At 59.7% G+C, this 19,150-nt stretch carries 14 protein-coding genes; 2 read left to right on the top strand and 12 right to left on the bottom strand.

What is annotated here, in order from left to right:
- Window positions 1–35 precede the first annotated feature (35 nt).
- Window positions 36–1,223: a glycosyltransferase family 4 protein gene (locus HOP44_RS16145; protein ID WP_172255125.1), complete on the bottom strand. Its 1,188-nt coding sequence runs from the start codon at window positions 1,221–1,223 to the stop codon at window positions 36–38.
- A gap of 324 nt (window positions 1,224–1,547) precedes the next feature.
- On the opposite strand from HOP44_RS16145, the gene HOP44_RS16140 reads away from it, so the two are divergent.
- A complete protein-coding gene (locus tag HOP44_RS16140) occupies window positions 1,548–6,068 on the top strand; it encodes an S-layer homology domain-containing protein (protein WP_172255123.1) in 4,521 nt (1,506 codons plus the stop codon).
- A gap of 155 nt (window positions 6,069–6,223) precedes the next feature.
- On the opposite strand, the gene HOP44_RS16135 is transcribed toward HOP44_RS16140, so the two are convergent.
- From HOP44_RS16135 to HOP44_RS16105, 7 genes are all read right to left on the bottom strand, one after another.
- Window positions 6,224–7,366: a glycerate kinase gene (locus tag HOP44_RS16135; RefSeq protein WP_172255121.1), complete on the bottom strand. Its 1,143-nt coding sequence runs from the start codon at window positions 7,364–7,366 to the stop codon at window positions 6,224–6,226.
- A 50-nt stretch (window positions 7,367–7,416) separates the two neighbouring features.
- The gene (locus HOP44_RS16130; protein WP_172255119.1) at window positions 7,417–8,391 is read right to left on the bottom strand and encodes an aldo/keto reductase; all 975 of its coding nucleotides are present in this window, start codon (window positions 8,389–8,391) and stop codon (window positions 7,417–7,419) included.
- A 57-nt stretch (window positions 8,392–8,448) separates the two neighbouring features.
- Window positions 8,449–9,366 carry a pentapeptide repeat-containing protein gene (locus HOP44_RS16125; protein WP_216667625.1) on the bottom strand — a complete coding sequence of 306 codons (918 nt, stop codon included), beginning with the start codon at window positions 9,364–9,366 and terminating at the stop codon, window positions 8,449–8,451.
- Between the two features lie 214 nt (window positions 9,367–9,580).
- Window positions 9,581–10,210, bottom strand: a complete 630-nt coding sequence (locus HOP44_RS16120) for a hypothetical protein (protein ID WP_172255115.1) — start codon at window positions 10,208–10,210, stop codon at window positions 9,581–9,583.
- Window positions 10,207–10,449 (bottom strand): S-layer homology domain-containing protein, encoded by a 243-nt coding sequence (locus HOP44_RS23025; RefSeq protein ID WP_172255113.1) that lies wholly within the window; start codon window positions 10,447–10,449, stop codon window positions 10,207–10,209. Before HOP44_RS23025 ends, HOP44_RS16120 begins: the two co-directional genes overlap by 4 nt.
- A gap of 232 nt (window positions 10,450–10,681) precedes the next feature.
- A complete protein-coding gene (locus tag HOP44_RS16110) occupies window positions 10,682–11,026 on the bottom strand; it encodes a zinc ribbon domain-containing protein YjdM (protein ID WP_172255111.1) in 345 nt (114 codons plus the stop codon).
- A gap of 123 nt (window positions 11,027–11,149) precedes the next feature.
- Window positions 11,150–12,400, bottom strand: coding sequence for a Zn-dependent hydrolase (locus tag HOP44_RS16105; RefSeq protein ID WP_172255109.1), 1,251 nt, complete (start codon window positions 12,398–12,400; stop codon window positions 11,150–11,152).
- A 138-nt stretch (window positions 12,401–12,538) separates the two neighbouring features.
- Here HOP44_RS16105 and HOP44_RS16100 point away from each other — a divergent pair, with 138 nt between their 5' ends.
- Entirely contained in the window at window positions 12,539–13,441 is a 903-nt protein-coding gene (locus tag HOP44_RS16100; protein ID WP_172255107.1) for a YegS/Rv2252/BmrU family lipid kinase, read from the top strand.
- A 98-nt stretch (window positions 13,442–13,539) separates the two neighbouring features.
- Here the strand turns inward: HOP44_RS16100 and HOP44_RS16095 are convergent, their stop codons facing one another.
- From HOP44_RS16095 to HOP44_RS16080, 4 genes are all read right to left on the bottom strand, one after another.
- Window positions 13,540–14,148 (bottom strand): GNAT family N-acetyltransferase, encoded by a 609-nt coding sequence (locus HOP44_RS16095; protein ID WP_172255105.1) that lies wholly within the window; start codon window positions 14,146–14,148, stop codon window positions 13,540–13,542.
- 12 nt (window positions 14,149–14,160) lie between these two features.
- Window positions 14,161–15,402, bottom strand: a complete 1,242-nt coding sequence (locus HOP44_RS16090; RefSeq protein WP_172255322.1) for a VWA domain-containing protein — start codon at window positions 15,400–15,402, stop codon at window positions 14,161–14,163.
- A 70-nt stretch (window positions 15,403–15,472) separates the two neighbouring features.
- Window positions 15,473–17,914 carry a DUF5682 family protein gene (locus HOP44_RS16085; RefSeq protein ID WP_172255103.1) on the bottom strand — a complete coding sequence of 814 codons (2,442 nt, stop codon included), beginning with the start codon at window positions 17,912–17,914 and terminating at the stop codon, window positions 15,473–15,475.
- Between the two features lie 55 nt (window positions 17,915–17,969).
- On the bottom strand, window positions 17,970–19,040 hold the full coding sequence (locus HOP44_RS16080) for an ATP-binding protein (protein ID WP_425501886.1): 1,071 nt from the start codon (window positions 19,038–19,040) through the stop codon (window positions 17,970–17,972).
- Window positions 19,041–19,150 lie beyond the last annotated feature (110 nt).

Raw genomic sequence — 19,150 nt, 5'->3', positions numbered from 1 at the left:
GCAGCTTATCCGTCATGCCGCCAAGCGGAAACCGGCTACTTGATCGCAGCCATGATAAACGGCCGGCTGGTTTCGGGCCGATATACGGCGGCGGCCCGAACGTAAATTTGTTCCGCACTCGTACCGAATGCCGAGGACGAATACCGTTCCAGGGCAAGCTTTCGGGCATTTGCGCCCAGTTCCTCCAGCAGGCCTTCTTGACGAAGAGCCTTCGTAAGCGATTCTTCGAACTGCTCGAACGTATCGTACTGCCAGCCGTTGACGCCGCTGTCGACCACGCCGCTCAGGCAGTCGTCGCGGCGGCACAGCACGGGCACGCCCGAAGCCATCGCTTCGATATAGGTCAACCCCTGCGTCTCGCTGTTCGACGCGCTGACGAACAGATCGCCCAGCTTGTAATAATCCGCCACCTGCTCCGGCTGAACCATTCCCGCGAAGACCACCCGGTCCTGAAGGTCAAGTTCTTTGGCATACCGTTCCAGCGCCTGCCGGTTCGGTCCGTCTCCGACCACCAGCAGTTTCAGGCGGGGATGACGGCACTGCGAGACGAACCGCAAAATCTCTTCGAGGTTTTTCTCCTTCGCCAGCCTTCCGACCGAAACCAGTACACGATCTTTTTCGGACAACCCGAAACTTTTCCTAAGAACCAAGCGACGTTCCGCAGGCAGTTCCGCCTGGAATTGACTCAGATCGACGCCGGTCGGCACCACATGAATGTCGCCCGGTACGCCGTACCCTTTGAGCAGGCTGCGGACTTTTTGCGTAGGCGCCACCACACTCTGCACATGCCTGAGCGTGCTGCGGGTAAACAGGGCAACGGCGGCCCGTCCCCAGGTGCGGCTCGGCGAGAAGTAATGCGTGTAATCTTCGTAAACCGTATGGTACGTATGAACGATCGGGATTTTCAGCTTTCCCGCTATGTATCTGGCCATGCGGAACGTACTGAATTCGCACTGCGAATGAATGACGTCCGGTTTCCAATCCAACAGATCTTTAAGTTCCCGGCGATGCACGCGCAGCGCGGTACGAACCCCGGGATACAGCGCCTTGACGGAGCCGATATAAGTAATGTCTTCCTGCACAAACGAATGCGCGTCCGGCGAAAGGGTCAGAATGCGAACTTCGTGCCCGTTCTTCTCCAACTCGCTTTGCAAATTGACCACTGAGGTGACAACTCCATTGATGATCGGTCGGTAGCATTCGGTCGTAATCAAAATTTTCATACCCGTCCCTCGATTTCGATAGAATTTTGACCGTTGGGAATGCCATTTATGATTATATCTTCTCTATTTAAAATACATTCGAATTCCTGATTAAACAATCCTAAACAATTGTTAACATATTCGGAGATTATCATTTCCTTTTCTTAATTAACGTACGCCGACCTCTTTCCCCCTGCGAGACAAACAAAAAAGAACGGAATCGGGCGTGCCGCCGAAGCTTCGCCGGGCTGTAGAGTTTTTGTATATGCGCTGCCGCTATAATGATCCGGTAAGCGTCTTGGGCCTCAGGCCTTCCATAAAATCGAACGACAGGGGGAAACATTTATGAGGAAAGCGGTAAGATCGATACCGCTGCTGCTGGCGATCATGCTGATCTTTTCGCTGCTGCATCCGGCTCTGACACCGGCAAGCGCCGCGCCGGAAGAAAAGTGGATCACGTACAAAATCGACAGTTTCGCGGACACGGTGATGGTCGACAAACTGTTCTCGCTTAACGGGGCCACGAAGGTGGCTACCGTGGATGGCGGCCAAAAAGTACTGCGGCTGACCGAAAGAACCGGCAATCAATTCGGAACAGCTTTCAACAAAACGCTGATCGCAGCCGGCAACAATTACTCGTTCAGCACTTTTTTCAAATTCAGACTGAACGACAAGCTCGCATCCGGCAGCCCGGCGGACGGAATCACGTTCACCGTGCAGGCCCAATCCAATAACGCAGGCGCAGTAGGCGTGGGCATCGGCTACGGCGGCATCAAGCCGAGTTTCGCGGTGAAATACGATACTTACCAGAACGGGGATAAGAAAGACCCTTCAAACAACTACATCGGATTGGCCGTAAACGGAGACGTGGCCAACAACAACCCGTCCTGGTACAAGACTCTGCCCGAAGACCTCAGTCTCTCCGGCGGCGAAGATCTGTATTCATGGATCGATTACAACGGCAAAACGCAGACGGTCGAAGTTTATATCAGCAAGACGGAACAGCGTCCGGCCGAGCCGTCCCTGAAAACGACCGGCATCAATCTGAACGATATCTTCAAAGGAAACTCCGGCGTCTATGCGGGCTTTACTTCCGCTACGGGGGGCTCCATGGAGACCCACGATATCCACTCGTGGTACTTCGCCAACGAATTGGATCCGATCGATCCGGCGGCTTATACCTACAAGCAGGCTCCGATCGAAGTCCAGCTCGAGCTTGTACCGGTTGCCGGACAGCCGGGCAAGTATACGGCAACCGCAACGCCGATCGACGTACTGGGCAATCCGGTTCCGGGAGCTCCCGTCACGTTCACTTCCGTGGGCAAAGTCGAAACGCCTTCGCAGAACGCGAACGAGAACGGCACGGCGACCACGATCGTGGACTTCGGCACCTCGCTGCCGTCGGGCGGCGAAGTGCGCGTCGTCAGCGTAGGCGGAGCCTACGATACGGCGTTTGTACCGCCCGCTCCGGTACTCAGCGCCGTACCGGAAACGGTCGACCAGCTTCGGTGGACTTCGGTCCCGGGCGCCGTTTCCTATAATCTCTACAAAGACGGCGTACAGATCGAGACCGGCTTGACCGGAACGACCCATACGGTGGACAACGGAAGTCTGGGCGATCTGTCCCTCTACACCGTTACGGCGGTAGCCCAGGACGGAACGGCGCTCTACGAGTCTATCCCGTCCAATGAGACGGCACTGGGCCTCAGCCTCGACTTCACGCTGGAACAGCCGGATTACACGATGCCGATCGGGGCGGAGCGCGATACGGTCGTCCGTGCGGTTTACGGCGATCCGCAGCAGCCGCAGTGGGGTGACGTTACCGCAGGCTCGCAGTTCTATGCCAATATCGGAGAACCGACTCTTCCGGGCAGCAAAACCGACCCGAAAGTGGTGACTTTCGACGAGAAAGGGCATTTGATTGCCGTGGGTGCCGGCACGACGGTTATTGAAGCCGTCTACGAAGACAAACGCGTACAGTCGGTCGTGACCGTCATCATTGCCCCTCCGGTGCTGGATGCCGGACAGGAGACACCGACAACGGCCCTGCTGACCTGGAACGAAGTTCCGGGCGCGCAAAGTTACAATGTCTATGACGCCAATGGCAGCCCTGTAGCCAGCGGCATTAACGGATCGGAGTACAGACTGACCGGTCTGACCCCCGAAACGACACGGAATTATATCGTTAAAGCGGTAAGCAACGGCCTCGAGTCCGTGGCTTCCAACTCCGTTTCCGTCACTACGCCGGTCCAGCCTCCATCGAAATTGCGCGATCTGCTGATCGATCCGTCCACGGTGACGATGACTCCGGGAGATACGCAGACGCCGAAGGTGACGGCCGTCTATCTGGAAGACGAAAGCATCAAGGACGTAACCGGCCAGGCGGTCTATACCTCCGCCGATCCGAGCATTGCGACAGTGGACGCAAGCGGCAAAGTCACTGCCGTGTCGCCGGGTACCACGACCGTTACGGCCGTCTACGACGGCAAGACGGTCACGCAAACCGTGATCGTACAAAACGCAGCTCCCGCTTATACGATTGATCTTACCGTATCTCCGGAGCGCGTAATGGCCGACGGCACTTCCAAGGTCACGGCTTCGGCCAAAGCCGTAGACAGCCAGGGACGCCCCGCTGCGGGCATTCCGGTCACGTTCACTCTCGATAACGGAGACACCGTGGGAACCGGAGTAACCGGTGAAGACGGAACCGCCGTGATCGAATATACACCGGCCAAACTGACGGATACTACACCGGTACATCGTACAATTACGGCGTCCGCCAAAGATTCGAACGGCCTTACGGTCGCAGACAGCGCCGGGATCGACTACTACCCGGCGATGATCAACGGAGTCGTCATCGATCATGTGACCCAGAAGCCGGTATCCGGCGCCAAGATTCGGGTTGCCGAAGACTTCGACGGCGATGGCATCGTCGACTTTGCGGCTGATGTCACAACCGATGCGAATGGCGAATATGCCATTGCGGTACCGCGCGGAAATTATGCGTACACACTGAACACCGAAACGCCGGTTACAAGCGGAGGCACCACCTTCACGCTGAAACAAACCGAAACGGTAACTGTCGGAACCCTTCAAACGGGCGACACGATCGAGCCGGTCAACGCCATCGCCGGTCAGATCTTTATCGTGCCACAGGCCGGAAGCACGGAGTCTCCGGCATTCGGCGACCTGTTCGGAGGAGCGCAGACCGCTGTTCTGACCAGCACGGACGGAAGCTTCCAGCAGAATCTTCCGATCGCCGCCGACGGCAGCTTCAAGCTGACGGGCGTTCCGCAGGGAAGCTACCGGATCGCTTACCTGATGACCGCTCCGAACGGCGAGCATCTTGCCGGTCCTCCTGCCACCGTCAATATCGTGATGAACGAAGACGGACAGTTGGGCATCGTCTACTCGCTGATCGATCCTTACGGTACGGTTCGCGACGCTTCGACCGGACAAGTTATCGCCGGAGCGGACGTCACGCTCTATTGGGCGGATACTCCGGGCAACGCTGCCGCAGGCCGAGCAGCGAACACTCCGGTTCCTCTGCCGACTCTTGCGGGCTTTGCGCCTAACAACAACATCAACCCGCAGTCGACGAGTACAAGCGGAGAATACGCATGGATGGTTTACCCGGAAGGCGATTATTATATCGTCGCCACCCGAAGCGGATACGAAACCTACGATACGCGTATCGCCAAGCCTAACCGCCCGGCCGCTCCGGGGGAAGACAGCTATATTCAGAACGGCATCATTCATGTCGGACAGACTATCGTCAACTTCGACTTTAACATGCAGCCGCTCAGCGTACCGTCTACTCCGTCCACGGGCGGAGGTTCGCCGCTTCCTCCTCCGGCAGCGGTTCCGGCAGGCAATCTGTCGCTGAACATTTCGACGGACAGCAGCCGCGTGCCTGAAGGCGGAACGTCGACGATCACCGTCGATTACGCCAACAAGACCAACACTGCGCTGAACGGCTCCACCGTAACCGTTACGCTGCCGGAAGGCGTCGAAGTGGTTGACGCAAACGGCGGAACGGTAAACGGCAGAACGATTACCTGGAACGTCGCAAGCCTCCCGGCCGGCGGAACGGGAAGCTTCAAAGTTTCCCTGAAATGGGGACAAATCGATGCCGCTCAAGCCGCCCGACAGATTACGGGACAATTCGTACCTGCTTCGGGTACGGTCAAAGCTTCCGACGCCGCTGTCGCCGTCCAGGTATTCTCGGACCGATTCGGCAGCCTGAGCCATCAACGCTACATTCTCGGTTATCCGGACAAGAAGTTCCATCCGACCGATACGCTGACACGCGCCGAGCTGGCCGCTATCGTGGCCCGTCTCTCGGAGAACGCTTCGACAGCGGGAAGTGTTTCCTTTAAGGATGTCCGCAGCGGCCACTGGGCCGCAAATTACATCCGCATCGCAACCGCGCAGGGATACTTTGCCGGTTATGCGGACGGTACCTTCAAGCCCGACGCGCCGGTCGCACGCGGTGAACTTGCCGTCGTACTGGCACGCTTCCTGGATCTGGATACGTCCGACTCCCTGAACGCACACTTCACCGACCTGAACGGAAATTGGGCGGCCGGTGCCGTAGAAGCCCTGTTCCGCAGCGGACAGCTGTCCGGCTATCCGGACGGTACGTTCAAACCCGGCGCTTTGATCACGCGCGAAGAAGCCGTCACGCTGATTAACCGGGCTCTGTACCGCGGTCCTCTGGCCGGTCTGACTCCCCAGTTCCCGGATGTGGCGGAGAGCCGCTGGAGCTTCGGCGATGTGCAGGAAGCGACGCTTTCGCACGAATCGGTCAGCAGTCCGAACGGCGGAGAAATCTGGCAAAAAACGATCCAAGACAACATGAGATAACCGGTGCGGCTGTCGGAAATTCTCCGATCGCGCCTCCCGAAGAAACGGCCTTCCCGCCTACCGCGGACGAAGGCCGTTTTTTCTTTTGCCCGGATTTCTTCCGCAAACCGATTTCCGCGCATCAAAAAAGACCGGAGCTTCATGCTCCGGCCGGTTCAATCCGCGAACTTCAGCACCCGGGCGATATTCTCGCATGTCCGAGCCACATTCTCCGGACCGGCTGCCAGCAGATCGGAAAGCTGCGCCGCACCCGGTACAATCCCGAATACCGCATCGATGCCTTCTTCATAGAGCTCTTCGATTCCGCTGCCGACATACCCCGCGACGGCGATCACTTTCTTGCCGACCCGTTTGGCAGCCCGGGCTACGCCGCAAGGCGTCTTCCCGAATTTGGTCTGAAAGTCGATCCCGCCTTCCCCGGTGAACACCAGATCCGCTGCGGCCGCTTTGCGCTCGAAGTCCGTATGCTCCAGCACCATATCCACGCCCCGGCGCAGCTCGGATTGGGTAAAAGCGAGCAGTCCCGCGCCCAGGCCGCCGGCCGCACCCGATCCCGGTATATCGCGGACGAAGCGCCCAAGATCGGCTTCGATCCGGTCGGCATAACAGGCCAGATTGGCATCGAGTATCGTCACCATCTCCGGCGTGGCTCCTTTTTGCGGACCGAATACGGCGGATGCTCCCTCCTGCCCGCACAGCGGATTGGTCACATCGCAGGCGACGACAATCTCGACCCGGCCAAGCCGCTCGTCGAGTCCCGATACGTCGATTCGCTTCAATTGGGCCAAAGCGCCTCCGCCGCGAGCAATTTCCCGCCCGTACGAATCCAGAAGCCGCGCACCCAACGCTTGGGCCATTCCCGCTCCTCCGTCCTGGGTCGCGCTGCCGCCTATGCCGATCAGAATGCGCCGGACGCCAAGATCCAGACATTCGCGGATCAGTTCGCCCGTCCCGTACGATGTCGTCAGCAGCGGATTCCGTGCCGCGATGTCGACCAAATGGAGGCCGCTGGCCGAAGCCATCTCGATTACCGCCGTCTGTGCGCCGCCGAGCAGGCCGAAGCCCGCGGTCACCGGCTTGCCGAGCGGCCCCGCCACTTCCTTCGTGTGCAGGGTACCGTCCGAGGCATCGACCAGCGACTGCACCGTGCCTTCGCCCCCGTCGGCCATCGGAACATGAATATAACGGGCGTCCGGATAGACCCGGCGCAGCCCTTTTTCCATTGCCATACAGACTTCCTTGGCCGTCATGCTTTCCTTAAAAGAATCCGGTGCAAGCAGAAAAGTAGGGTTTCCCATGAATCCGCTCCTCCTGTGTTCGGTCCGTCCTCCGCACGGATCCGGCCGGCTCAAGGCAGGCGGTACGCCGCAAACGGTTCGCCCGAACGGAACGGCTCGCTGATCCCGTCCAGCTTCGCGAACAATTCCGCATCCGCCTCGAACCTTGTACTTGCCAGATTCGCTTCCACCTGCTGCGGATTCGTCGCTCCCGCGATAACCGTGGAGACCGCAGGGCGGCGCATCAGCCAGGCCAGCGACAGCGCGCTTGGGGTCGTACCGGCTTCCGCCGCCAATTCTCCGACCCGCCGGCCCAGTTCCAGATAGCTGTCGTTCATAAACCGGTTGAAGTTCGGATCGGTCTCGGCGCGCGAACCTTCGGGAGCCGAACCTCCGCTGCCGTATTTGCCGCTCAGGATGCCTCCGGCCAGCGGGAAATACGGGATAAGACCGATTCCCTGATCCAGGCACATCGGGATCAATTCGCGTTCCGGCGTGCGGTCCGCCAGCGAATAGCCGGTCTGGCTCGAAATATACCGAACGAAACCTTCCCGTTCGCTGATCCCGATCGCCTTCATGAATTCCCACGCCGTATAATTCGAAGCGCCCACATAACGGACTTTGCCCGAAGAGACAAAGCCGTCAAGCGTGCGCAGCGTTTCTTCCAGCGGCGTATACGGGTCGAACGTATGGATCTGGTACAGATCGACATAATCGGTCTTCAACCGCTTCAGACTGCTCTCCAGTTCCCGCTGCAGATGGCGGCGGGACGAACCCCGATCGTTCGGGCCTTCGCCGCGCGGCAGGCCCGCTTTGGTCGTCAGTATAGCCCGGTCGCGCCGGCCTTCCAGCGCTCTGCCGATAATGCGTTCCGATTCCGTGCCCGCGTAGATATTGGCCGTATCGATAAAGTCGATGCCACCGTCCATAGCCGCGTGAATGACGCGGATCGACGTCTCCTCGTCGGCACGCTTGCCGAAAGCATTGGTGCCGAGACCGAGTTCCGAAACGTACAGACCGCTGTTTCCAAGTCGATTATGCTTCATCTTGATCTTCCTCCCGATATCGGATAGTGAAAACGTTCATTCAACAGCAGGCCGTACTCAGCCCGCCCAATGCGACGGGCGCTCAAGGCCCGGCGGCAGAAGCGTCGACGCGTTCCCGCGGGCCGCGTTCACCTGCACCTGCGTCAGGAACAGGGCGCCGGTCAGATTGGCGCCCCGCAGGTCGGCGTCCCGGAAATCGGCGCCGATCAGGTCCGCTTCGCGCAGATCCGCGCCGCCCAGATTGGCGGCGATCAGGTAAGCGCCGCGCAGGTTCGCACCGCGCAGATCCTCGCCGCGCAGATCGGCGCCCACCAGGTCCGCGCCGCGGCCGATGGCCGGTTTGCGGCCTTTGCGACCGCCTTTGCCCCCGCGCGGGTGCTGACGCCCGCGCGCCGGCTCTTCGCCGCGCGCAGCCCGGCGCTGCAGCGCTTCGGCCCGAACGAGCTCGCTGCCCTCGAGCAGCAGCCCGTTCACTTCCGCGCGCTGCACGGAGACGCTCAAGCGAAGCAGAGCGTCGGGTTCAAGCCGGGTAAGAAGCTCGATCTCCGCGAGCTTCTCACCCAGCTGCGGGTGGAGCTTCGAGGCCGCAGGGCGGCCCAGCAGCTCCGTCAGGTACAGCATCAGCTCGTGCAGCTGCCAGACGATCGGCAGCACTTCGAACATGGCGCGCGCCGTCTCCGGACGCTCGCGCCAACTGACCCCGCCGTAGGTCTGCTGCGAGACCTTCTGGCCCGCCCCGAAGCAGTCGTAGACGGTGCAGCCCCGGAACCCGCTGCTTCGCAGCTTGGTATGAATGCCGCAGCGGAAGTCTTCCTGCAGGTTGCGGCACGGCTCTCCCGCCGCCTTGTCGATCGCAAAGTCGACCGAAGCCGCGAACGGCAGCGCCGCACAGCAGAGTCCAAAGCAGTTCTCGCAGTCTCCCCGGAAACGCTGCCGGTAGTCGTCCGGCCCATTCGCATGATCTGTCGAATCCATCCTCATCCGTAAAATCCTCCAAACTCTTCGTTTGCCCAACTTTCGATATCTTGAAACCTTCGTCCTCTATCTTAAGTCAACCGCTGCCGGAACCACAAATCTTTTGTCGGAAACGGGAACAAAAAAGAGACCGGATCATCCGGTCTCTTTTTGGAAACTTTCTGTTGAATTCTTTTCAAGGGCCGTTTCCGCTTTATCCGTGACCGGCAGCCGCTTACTTGCCTACGAACTCGGTGAAGAATTCGTCTTTGTTGACGCCGTCTACGGTTAGGGCGGCATACGATTTGGGAAGCTGGATCTCGAAAGCCTGCCCGGCACGAATCGCCTTCGCATCGGTCAATCCCGAAGACGCGAACCGCTGGTTGATATAGGTCACAATAGCGTCGAGTTCGTCAAGCGGACCCGCTCCGTCAGGATCGGCGAAAGTCCGGTTCAGCGTGATCGTTACCGTTTTGACGCCGCTGCTTACGGTGAAGCTTCGACTGCGGGCAATCGCTTCGATTCCTGTAGACGTATTCGTGTCGAACAGAGCCTGCCAGTTGCCGCTGAGCGTCAGGTTCGAAGCCGATCCGCTTTTATAACTGCCGAGCACAAAGGTATTGCCGGCCGTCCAGTCGGCTGCCCACATGGTCCGGTTCATCAGTCCGTCAGTGCCTCCGACTTTGTAGAAGTAATCTTGAATCGCGCTGTCGACCGCCGAACCGACAACCTGTCCGACCGTGAATCCGTCGTTTTGGGGGATATTCCACCACAGATCGACCGGAACGTTGTTTACGCCGTCGCTGATGGTGAACGTCACCCGGTTGGACGAGAAGTCGGAGGAATTCAATACCTTGCTGGTCAATTGGGCCGAAGTGGCCGCGACGTTTCTGTAATCGACGGACGGAACGTGCCGTCGGAATAGCCGCGAATCCAGCCCAATTCCAGCCATTGAACGATTCGGCTCTCCGCCCAGTGTCCCTTCGTGTCCGAAGCCGGCGAAGCGGCCGAGACCGTTCCGGCATTTGTCAGAACCCCCGAAGACAGCAGTAAGGCGGCCAGTCCGGTGCTTGCGATACGCAGTCCCATTTTTTTGATTGTCATGATTCTCCCCGATTCTGAATGAATGATTGTTAAGAGAAGCATACAATTTAAATTATCAAAAATATATATAATATTTTAGAGATTTAACGTGTCACTGTAATCAGTTTTTTAACAAAAAAAGCCTGCCGAACGCCAATTCGCCCAGCAAGCTTTTTCGATTCCGGTATCGACCGGTAAGCCTGATCCATTTCAAGGGTAATGCTTCTCTTCAAGCGGGCTGCGGCGCAGCCAATCAGGCTTTGCGTACGAATTCCGACTTCAGTTTCATCGCGCCGAATCCGTCGATCTTGCAGTCGATATCGTGGTCGCCGTCCACCAGGCGAATATTCTTGACCTTCGTGCCGATCTTCAGCACGGACGAACTTCCTTTGACTTTGAGGTCTTTGATTACGGTCACGGAATCGCCGTCTCTGAGTGCGTTGCCGTTGGCGTCGCGGACGATCTTCGTGTCGGCCGCGCCGTCCGGCGTTTCCGCTCCCGGCGTCCATTCGTGCGCACATTCCGGACAGACGAGCAGATTGCCGTCCTCGTACGTGTATTCGGAATTGCAGGCCGGGCAGTTGGGCAGTTCATTCATGGGTTTCATTCCTCGTTTCCATCGCATTCGTTCTCTTCATGGTTCCATATTCGCAGGCCGCTTCACAAGTCGTGCAGCCGACAATCCTTCGACATTTCGATGTCGGCGGACGCTTGGCTCTGCTTACTCGGCTTCGGTCAGCTTTTTGGCGGCTTCATAGAAAATGTCTACGGCACGCGCAATATCCGCCGGATCCGACCATTCTTCCGGGCAGTGGCTGAGTCCGCCGCGGCTCGGGATAAACAGCATGCCGACCTCGGTAAAATCGGAAAAGATCATCGCATCGTGCCCCGCTCCGCTGTTCAGCGGACGATACTCGATCCCCAGCGCGCCGCTGCTTTTCTCCAGCAGCTCCCGCACATGGCCGCTCATCCGCTTGGGCTTGATGTACAGCTGGCGTTCGATTTCGACCTCGATGCCCTCCCCCGCCGCAGAACGCGCCAGCGTCTCCGCCTTATCGAGTATGCCCAGCACGTCTTCTTCGCGTCCCGCACGCAGATCGGCGGTAAAGACGACGCGGTCGGGGATCACGTTCGCCCCGTTCGGCAAAACGTTCAGCCGGCCGACCGTCGCGACCGTCCCGTTCCCCTGCTCCTTCGCCAGCTCCGGCAGCTGCGCCACGATCTTCGAAGCGGCCACCAACGCATCGGCGCGCCGCTCCATCGGCGTCGTCCCGGCATGGCCGGCGCTGCCGCGTACGGTAACCTGAATCTGGGTCAGACCGACAATCGCCTGGACGATGCCGATCGGAATACCTTCTTCCTCAAGGATCGGTCCCTGCTCGATGTGAAGTTCCAGGAAGGCTTTGATGCTTTCTTTCTCCCGTTTGCCCGGCAGCGACGGATCAAGTCCGATCGCGCGCATCGCTTCGACCGTCGTGATACCGTCCTTGTCTGTCGTCTGGGCAAACTCCTCCCGGGAAATCACGCCCAGCATGGCTCGCGAACCGAGCAGCCCCCCGATAAACCGGCCGCCTTCCTCTTCGGTCATCGCCACCGCTTCGAGCGGGTACTTGGGCGTCAGTCCGTTCTCCCGAAACAGCCTGGCGACTTCAAGCCCCGCGACCACGCCCGCCGGACCGTCGTACGAGCCGCCGTTTGGCACCGAATCGAAATGCGACCCGATCAGAACGCCCGGCGCCCCTTCGATCGTGCCTTCCAGCCTGCCGAATATATTGCCGAAGCCGTCTTCCCTCACTTGGAGTCCGTATTCGGTCATCGTGCGTTTGATATACTGACGCGCCTGAAGATCCTGCTCGCTGTAGGTCAGTCGGGTCGTCCCCTGTCCGGGAGTCGACGTGAATTCGCCGATCGCTTCGATATGCCGTTCGACTCGCTGCCGCAGCTCATCCGTGTGTCCCGTTTGTTCGCCCATTTTGGCTTTCCTCCGCTTCTTTATGATTTCCGTCAAATTTATTGTACAGGGTTCTCTGCAAAAAAAGAGACGATCCCTGCATTTTCTGGGTAAAGAAAAGTAGCAAGCATATTCCAACCAGAACGGGGGAGCCTCTTCGTGAAGCAGGCCATGATTATAATGAATCCGTCTTCGGGCAAAGAGAAGGCGCTGGAATACGTCCGTAAAGTCGAAGACGCACTGCGTGACGAAGCCGGATACGACGTCGTCGTCAAAGAAACGACCCAGGAACTCGATGCCACCAAATTCTGCGTGTCCGCCTGTCAGGACAAATTCGACCTTGTCGTGTCCGTCGGCGGAGACGGTACGCTGCACGAGACGATCAACGGGCTGCTTGACCAGCCGCACCGACCGAAGCTCGGCGTCATTCCGCTCGGAACCGTCAACGACTTTGCGCGGGCGCTGAACATTCCGCTTGATCCCGATCAGGCGATCCATACGCTGAGTTCGACGCGTCTGCGCCGTGTCGATATGGCTCGCGTCAACGATCAGCTGTTTGCCAATGTGGTCGCCGCCGGTTCGCTTGCCGATGCTTTGTCTTCCGTCACTTCGGAAGAGAAATCCAAGCTGGGGGCGTTCGCTTACTTCAAGGAAGGCGCCAAAGAACTGCTCGGCAGTTCGACTTCGCCGCTGACGATTACCCACGACGGCGGAACTTGGGAAGGCGATGCGCCGATCTTTATCGCCGCCCTTACCAACTCGGTCGGCGGCTTTGAAAACTTGGCGCCCGATGCTTCTGTCGACGATGGGCTGCTGCACTGCTTTATCCTGCATGATCTGAATATTTTCAACACGCTGACCGCAGGGGTATCGCTGCTGTTCGGTAATCTCAAAGGCCATAAAGACGTCGAATACTTCACGACCAAGCGGGTAAGCGTCTCTTCCACCCAGCCGGTCAAGACCAACGTCGACGGCGAGCCGGGACCGGCGCTGCCGATCGAGCTGCATATTCTGCCTTCGCACGTCCAGGTGGTCGTTCCGGAGGATGCGGAGACCGCCTGAGCTCCCGAAACGCGGCATGAAACGCCAAGAACTTGAACCCCAAGCACATGGAATCGGGATTTTCCCACGACAAAGGCGGCCTTCAAGGCCGCCTTTGTTTAGGGTTGAAACAGAAAATCCCGCTGTTCGCTTTCCGTGCCCGGACGGCTTTGCAGAACCCGGCAGTACCAGACCATGTGCGGAACGCCGGGACCCCAATAATCGGGAACGACGGCGTACGGTTCGCCGAATTTGCGCTTCCAGCGCGCTTGTGCCCGGCGGTAACCGCTGTCCAGGCAGAACTCGTGAATACCCAGACGCTGCAGTTCCCGCATCAGCGCGGAGATAAGCGCCGAGCCGATCCCGCAGTCCTGAAGATCCGGACGCACATAAAGAGTGCCCAATTCGCCCACTTCGTTCAATCGCCCCTCTGCGCATTCGCGCACTTCGCGGCTGCACGGACCGAAAGAAATCGTACCGATAACCTCGCTGTCCTGCTCGGCTACCAGAAACAAGGGAGGGGATGAACCGTTTCCCGCTGTTTCCCGATCCAGCGCTTTCGCCAACAGCCGTTTTTTAAGCGAAATTTCGTGCTCGATTTCTTCGGATTCGTTCTCCAATCCTTCCCGCGCAAAAGCATCCGCGATTGCCGCCTCGAATACCCGCCCGGCCGAAGCCGAATCATCGGGAATCGGCCGCCGGATGACGATCCCGGGAGACTCCGTCATCTGCATCCCTCCTCAACCTTTTTTGGCCGTCAGTTTGTCCGCCAATGCACTCATATCCTGCCCCTGCAGCGCACCCGCCACGAGTTCCGGCAGCATGCCCGGCGTGCACGCGAAGCATGGCGTGCCGTCCCGGGACAGCTGCTTCGCCAGGCGCTCGTCGTAGAACGGGCGGCCGCTGTCGGAGAGCGCCAGCAAACAGAGCGTGCGCACGCCGGATTCGCGCATCTCGCGCATCCGGCGTACCAGCGCCGACTGGTTGCCTCCTTCGTACAGGTCGGTGACCATGATGAACAGCGTCTTCTTCGGATCTTCGATAAAATTCTCGCAGTAGGCGACCGATTTGTTGATGTCGGTTCCGCCGCCGAGTTGGATGCCGAACAGCATATCGACGGGATCGTCGGCGCACTGCTCGGTCAGGTCGACCACTTCCGTATCGAATACGACGACGCGCGTATCCAGTGCCGGCATACTGGCGAAGATCGCGCCCGTCACCGAAGCCCAGATGACCGAATCGGCCATCGAACCGCTCTGGTCGATATCGAGAATGACCGTCCACTCCTTGCTGCGGCGCGCCCGATCGAAATAATAGAACCGTTCGGGAATCAGAATCCTGCGTTCGACATTGTAATGCTTGAGATTGCGCTGGATCGTCCGCTTCCAGTCCAGACCGCTGAGCGAAGGCAGAGGCGTATGCTGCCGCTTGTTCAGCGCACCGGTGACGGCACGCCGCATGTCTTCTTTCATTCGGGCCATCAGCTCGTCCACGACCGCTTTGACCAGCATCCGGGCCGTGTCTTTGGTCTTCTCGGGAATCTTGCCTTTGAGCGCCATGAGCGTACCTACCATCTGGATATCCGGTTTCACCGAAGCCAGCAGCTCCGGCTCGAACAGCAGCTGCTTCCAGCCGCGCCGCTCGATCGCATCGTTCTGGATGATCGAGACGACGTCTTCCGAGAACAGGCTGCGCACGTCGCCCAGCCAGCGGGACAAATTGACGGAACCCCGCCCTCTGCCTGCCGCACGTCCGCCGGAGCCGCCGCCCGAACCGCCGCCGGTCGAGGGGGCGTCTTCCGTCGTATCGTCGTAGATCGCCGCAAGCGCCGCGTCCATGATCGCTTCTTCTTCGGTGAGGTGCAGTCCTCCCGCTCCGTTCATGCCTTCCAACTGTTTCTGGGCCGCTTCGCCGAGAATCAGACGCCAGCGCGAAACGGAGTGTCCGGCCGGGCTGCCCGAAGGCGATGCCGATTCTTCCATGCCCGCTGCGTTCTGTTCTTCGATCGGATCGTCAGGGGTGTTCATCGAATTCGTCGTGTTATTCGCCATGTCAAAAGTCCCCAAAGTCGAAATCGTTCAATTCATCCAGCATCTTGTCCTCTTCCTCCTTCAGTTCCCCGGTCAGAATCTCTGCGGCCTGTTCCGTATTGACACCCCACAGTTCGCCCAGCATCTCGGCGATCATCGTCTTCTCGTGCGCCGAGAACGAGCTGAATGCCCGCCGCAGGAACACGAGCGCCCGCTTGAACTCTTCATCGTCCAACGAATGGATATACCCGTTCAGCTGCTGCCACAGACTCATCCGCGACAGCAGGGCGTAGCGGTTGCGCATGGACAACCCTTCAAACCACCCCGCCCCGAGTTCGGACGGAATACCGGGCGATAGCCGGCGCGAGACTTCCGCGGCGCACTGCTCCGTGTCCATCTCGCCGCGCTCCAGCAGCAGCGCGCAGGCAAAGCCGGACAGCTTCGGATTGCGGTCATCGCGTTCGGACAGGCTATTCAGTTCGGCCGACCAAAGCGGCACGTCGACCGCATCGTCATGCTCCTGGGCGATCCGGTTCAGGTCGCTTATGGCCGACACCATGCCGTAAGCCGCTTCGTCGCTGCAGTTCGCGGCATCGACCAGATACAGGCAGCCGCGGTAGAACAGCTGCTCCATCAGCGGAACAAGAGGCCCCGTGTCCGCGCGCCGGACATCGCCGTAGGCGATAATGCCCGACAGGCGGGAAGCCGCGGCGGCGATCTGCGCCACATCGCGGCTGTCCGCGGCCAGGCTCTGAAGCACGCGGCGGCCGTCTTCCATCTGCGCGGTCATGCCGCAGCGGACGGACACTTCGATCAGCTTGGAAGCTTCGGAGATCGAGGTGCAGGCTTCGAGCCGTTCCCGCAGCCGGTAGGCGCAGGCGATCTCGATCGTCTCGCCGAGCAGGGTCGACTCGACGACCCGGATCTCGGCTTCCGGCGTCCACTGGATGATCCAGTCTTCGGCCCAGACGGCCCGGTCCGAAGCGGCCGGCCTGGAACGGACAAACGGAATCTCCAACAGTTCCAGACGATGGAACAGGAAAGATCGGTTCAAGTCGAGGAACGCGGCTTCCTGCGAAGAAACACGCCGATTCTCGCGCAGATCGAGCGAGAGATCCGCCGCGACCGCAGTCTTGTATTTGGTCAGCTTGAGCCGTTTCAATTCGCGGTTCAAGTCGCCTTGCAGAGGCGTCTGGCTGACGCCTTCGGCCAGACTGCCGATCTGCGTCCCGATATCGACCCGGGCCAGCGCTTCGGCCACGACCGACAATTCTCCGCGTCCCAGCAGGGTTTGCGCCGAGTCGCGCAGCTCCTGCAGCGTCGGCGCGCTGCCTCCGTGCAGCGAAGCCAACCCTTCGGCCAGCCGGACCGCCTCGATGACCTCGGCGGTCGAACGGTGCGTACCGGCGGCGCGCAGATTCCGGGCCGCCGTCGACAGATACAGCCGGGGCAGTTCGTCCGGCCGCCCGGCCTCCATCGCTTCCCACATCAGCTGATAATAATGCGGAGCGTTATTGCCGGCCCCGTAACCCGACAGGCTGGACAGCCGGTAGTACGAATAAGGCATCAGCGTGAGCTTGGCGCTGCGAACAGGCATCGCCGCAAGTTCCTCGTCGCTCATCGCGCCGGCCGCCGGTTCTTCCAGTGCCGCCGCATGGTAAGCGCCGCAGACCACCACGATCTTCCCGGGATCGTGTCCGGCTTCGATCGCTTTGAGAATCTGCCGCCGCATATAGGCTTCGCGCACATGGTTGTAGGCGTGTTCCTGCGGCAGCTCGGATCGCTCGCGGTCTTCGCCGAGCGCACGCATTTCGGCCGAAAAGGCCAGAATCGAGTCGCGGTACGTATCGGGATTGGCATTATGCTCGTAATGACGCTCCCAGTACGTCTCATAGTCGTGCTCGTCCGCCATTTCGGCGATACGTTCATAGAGCGAACGGCCGGCAGCTCCGGCTTCCCGTTCTTCCACGCCTTCCGCTTCCAAGGCCGCAGGCGCACCGGAAGACGGCAGGCCGCCCGGAAGATCGGGCTGCCCGTAATCTTCGGTTTCCGGGGATTCGGAACGTTCCGCTTCATCCTTCGCACGGCGCTCCGCGCGTTCCACGGCGCTTCGGTGCCGCAGATCCTGAAGCGCCAGCGCCGCGCCGGAAGGCAGATCGATCATTTCGCACAGCGCGCCGTTCTTGGCAGCCCAGCGCATGGCCTGCAGCTCCGGCGAATAAATGGCGAACGGCCACAGCGCCGTTCGTACCGGCATTTCATCCGTGAAAGCCAGTACCGCAACCGGAGGAACCGTCGAAGGCTGGACCAGATCGCGAATGAGGGGCGTAGCGTCGGACGGACCTTCGATCAGGACCGCCGTAGGTTGGACGCGGTCCAGATACTGGAGCAGATGGCGGGCACCGCCGGGGGAGAGGTGCCGGACGCCAAACACGGAAATCCGGACGTCGGACGCGGTATTCACTCGTTCATCTCCCTGCACGCCTGATACAGTCCGCGCCACTCCGATCCCCGTTTCTTCATGACGTTGTCCAGATATTCTTTCCAGACCAGCTTGTCCTTGTCGTCGTCTTTGACGATCGCTCCTTGTCGTCGTCTTTGACGATCGCTCCCTGTAGGCCTGCGGCGAGATCCCCGTCGGTCATTTCCCCGCTGCCGAAACTTGCGGCCAGCGCCATGCTGTTGGTCAGCAGCGAAATGGCTTCGGCTGTCGATATCACGCCATTCGGCGACTTGAGCTTCTCTTTGCGGTCGAGCGTCATGCCGCTGCGCAGCTCGCGGAAGATGGTCACCACTTTGAGCAGCGCTTCGTCGGCGGGAGGCGATGCGTGAAGCTGATACGAAGCGGCGATCTCGCTTACCCGCTTCTTGACGATCGACAGCTCCGTCTCCAGATCGGACGGCGCGGGCAGCACGATGATATTGAAGCGCCGCTTGAGGGCCGCGGACATTTCGTTGACGCCGCGGTCGCGCGTATTGGCCGTCGCGATAATCGAGAAGCCTTTGCGGGCGCTCGTTTCACTGCCGAGTTCCGGTACGGACACCGTTTTCTCCGACAGGATCGAGATCAGCGCATCCTGCACTTCCGACGCGCAGCGCGAGATTTCTTCGAAGCGGGCTACGCTGCCGCCTTCCATTGCCCGCATGATCGGACTGCGCACCAGCGCTTCCGGCGTCGGGCCGTTTGCCAGCAGCATGGCATAGTTCCACGAATACCGGACCTGTTCTTCGCTTGTGCCGGCGGTTCCCTGCACGACAAGACCCGAATTGCCGCTGACCGCGGCCGTTAAATTCTCGGACAGCCAGGATTTGGCGGTGCCCGGCTCGCCGATCAGCATCAGCGCCCGGTCGGTTACGAGCGTGGCAATCGCCATCTCGACCAGCCGTTTATTGCCTATGTATTTGGGCGTAATATCCAGTTTGCCGGCTTTGCCTCCGGTAATAAACGTCAGTACGGCGCGCGGCGACATCTGCCAGCCGGGCGGGACCGCCCCTTTGTCTTCTTTTTTCAACGCCTCAAGCTCCTGCTGGTACAGAACTTCCGCCGGCAGGCGCATAGCTTCCTGCTCTTGCTTTTTTGCTGCTGCCATTCGTTCATTCTCCTCTCGATTGCAAGATGGGTGCGACAACTCGAAAATGAAGCCGGTTTGTCCGCCCGCACGGCCGATTCTTCGGTACCGCCGGGCGGACGCGCCGTTCG

The organism is Saccharibacillus deserti (assembly GCF_013618475.1).
Taxonomy (GTDB): Bacteria; Bacillota; Bacilli; order Paenibacillales; family Paenibacillaceae; genus Saccharibacillus; species Saccharibacillus deserti.
Note: the sequence above shows the minus strand (reverse complement) of the source record. Positions and strands in the feature narration are given on the sequence as shown.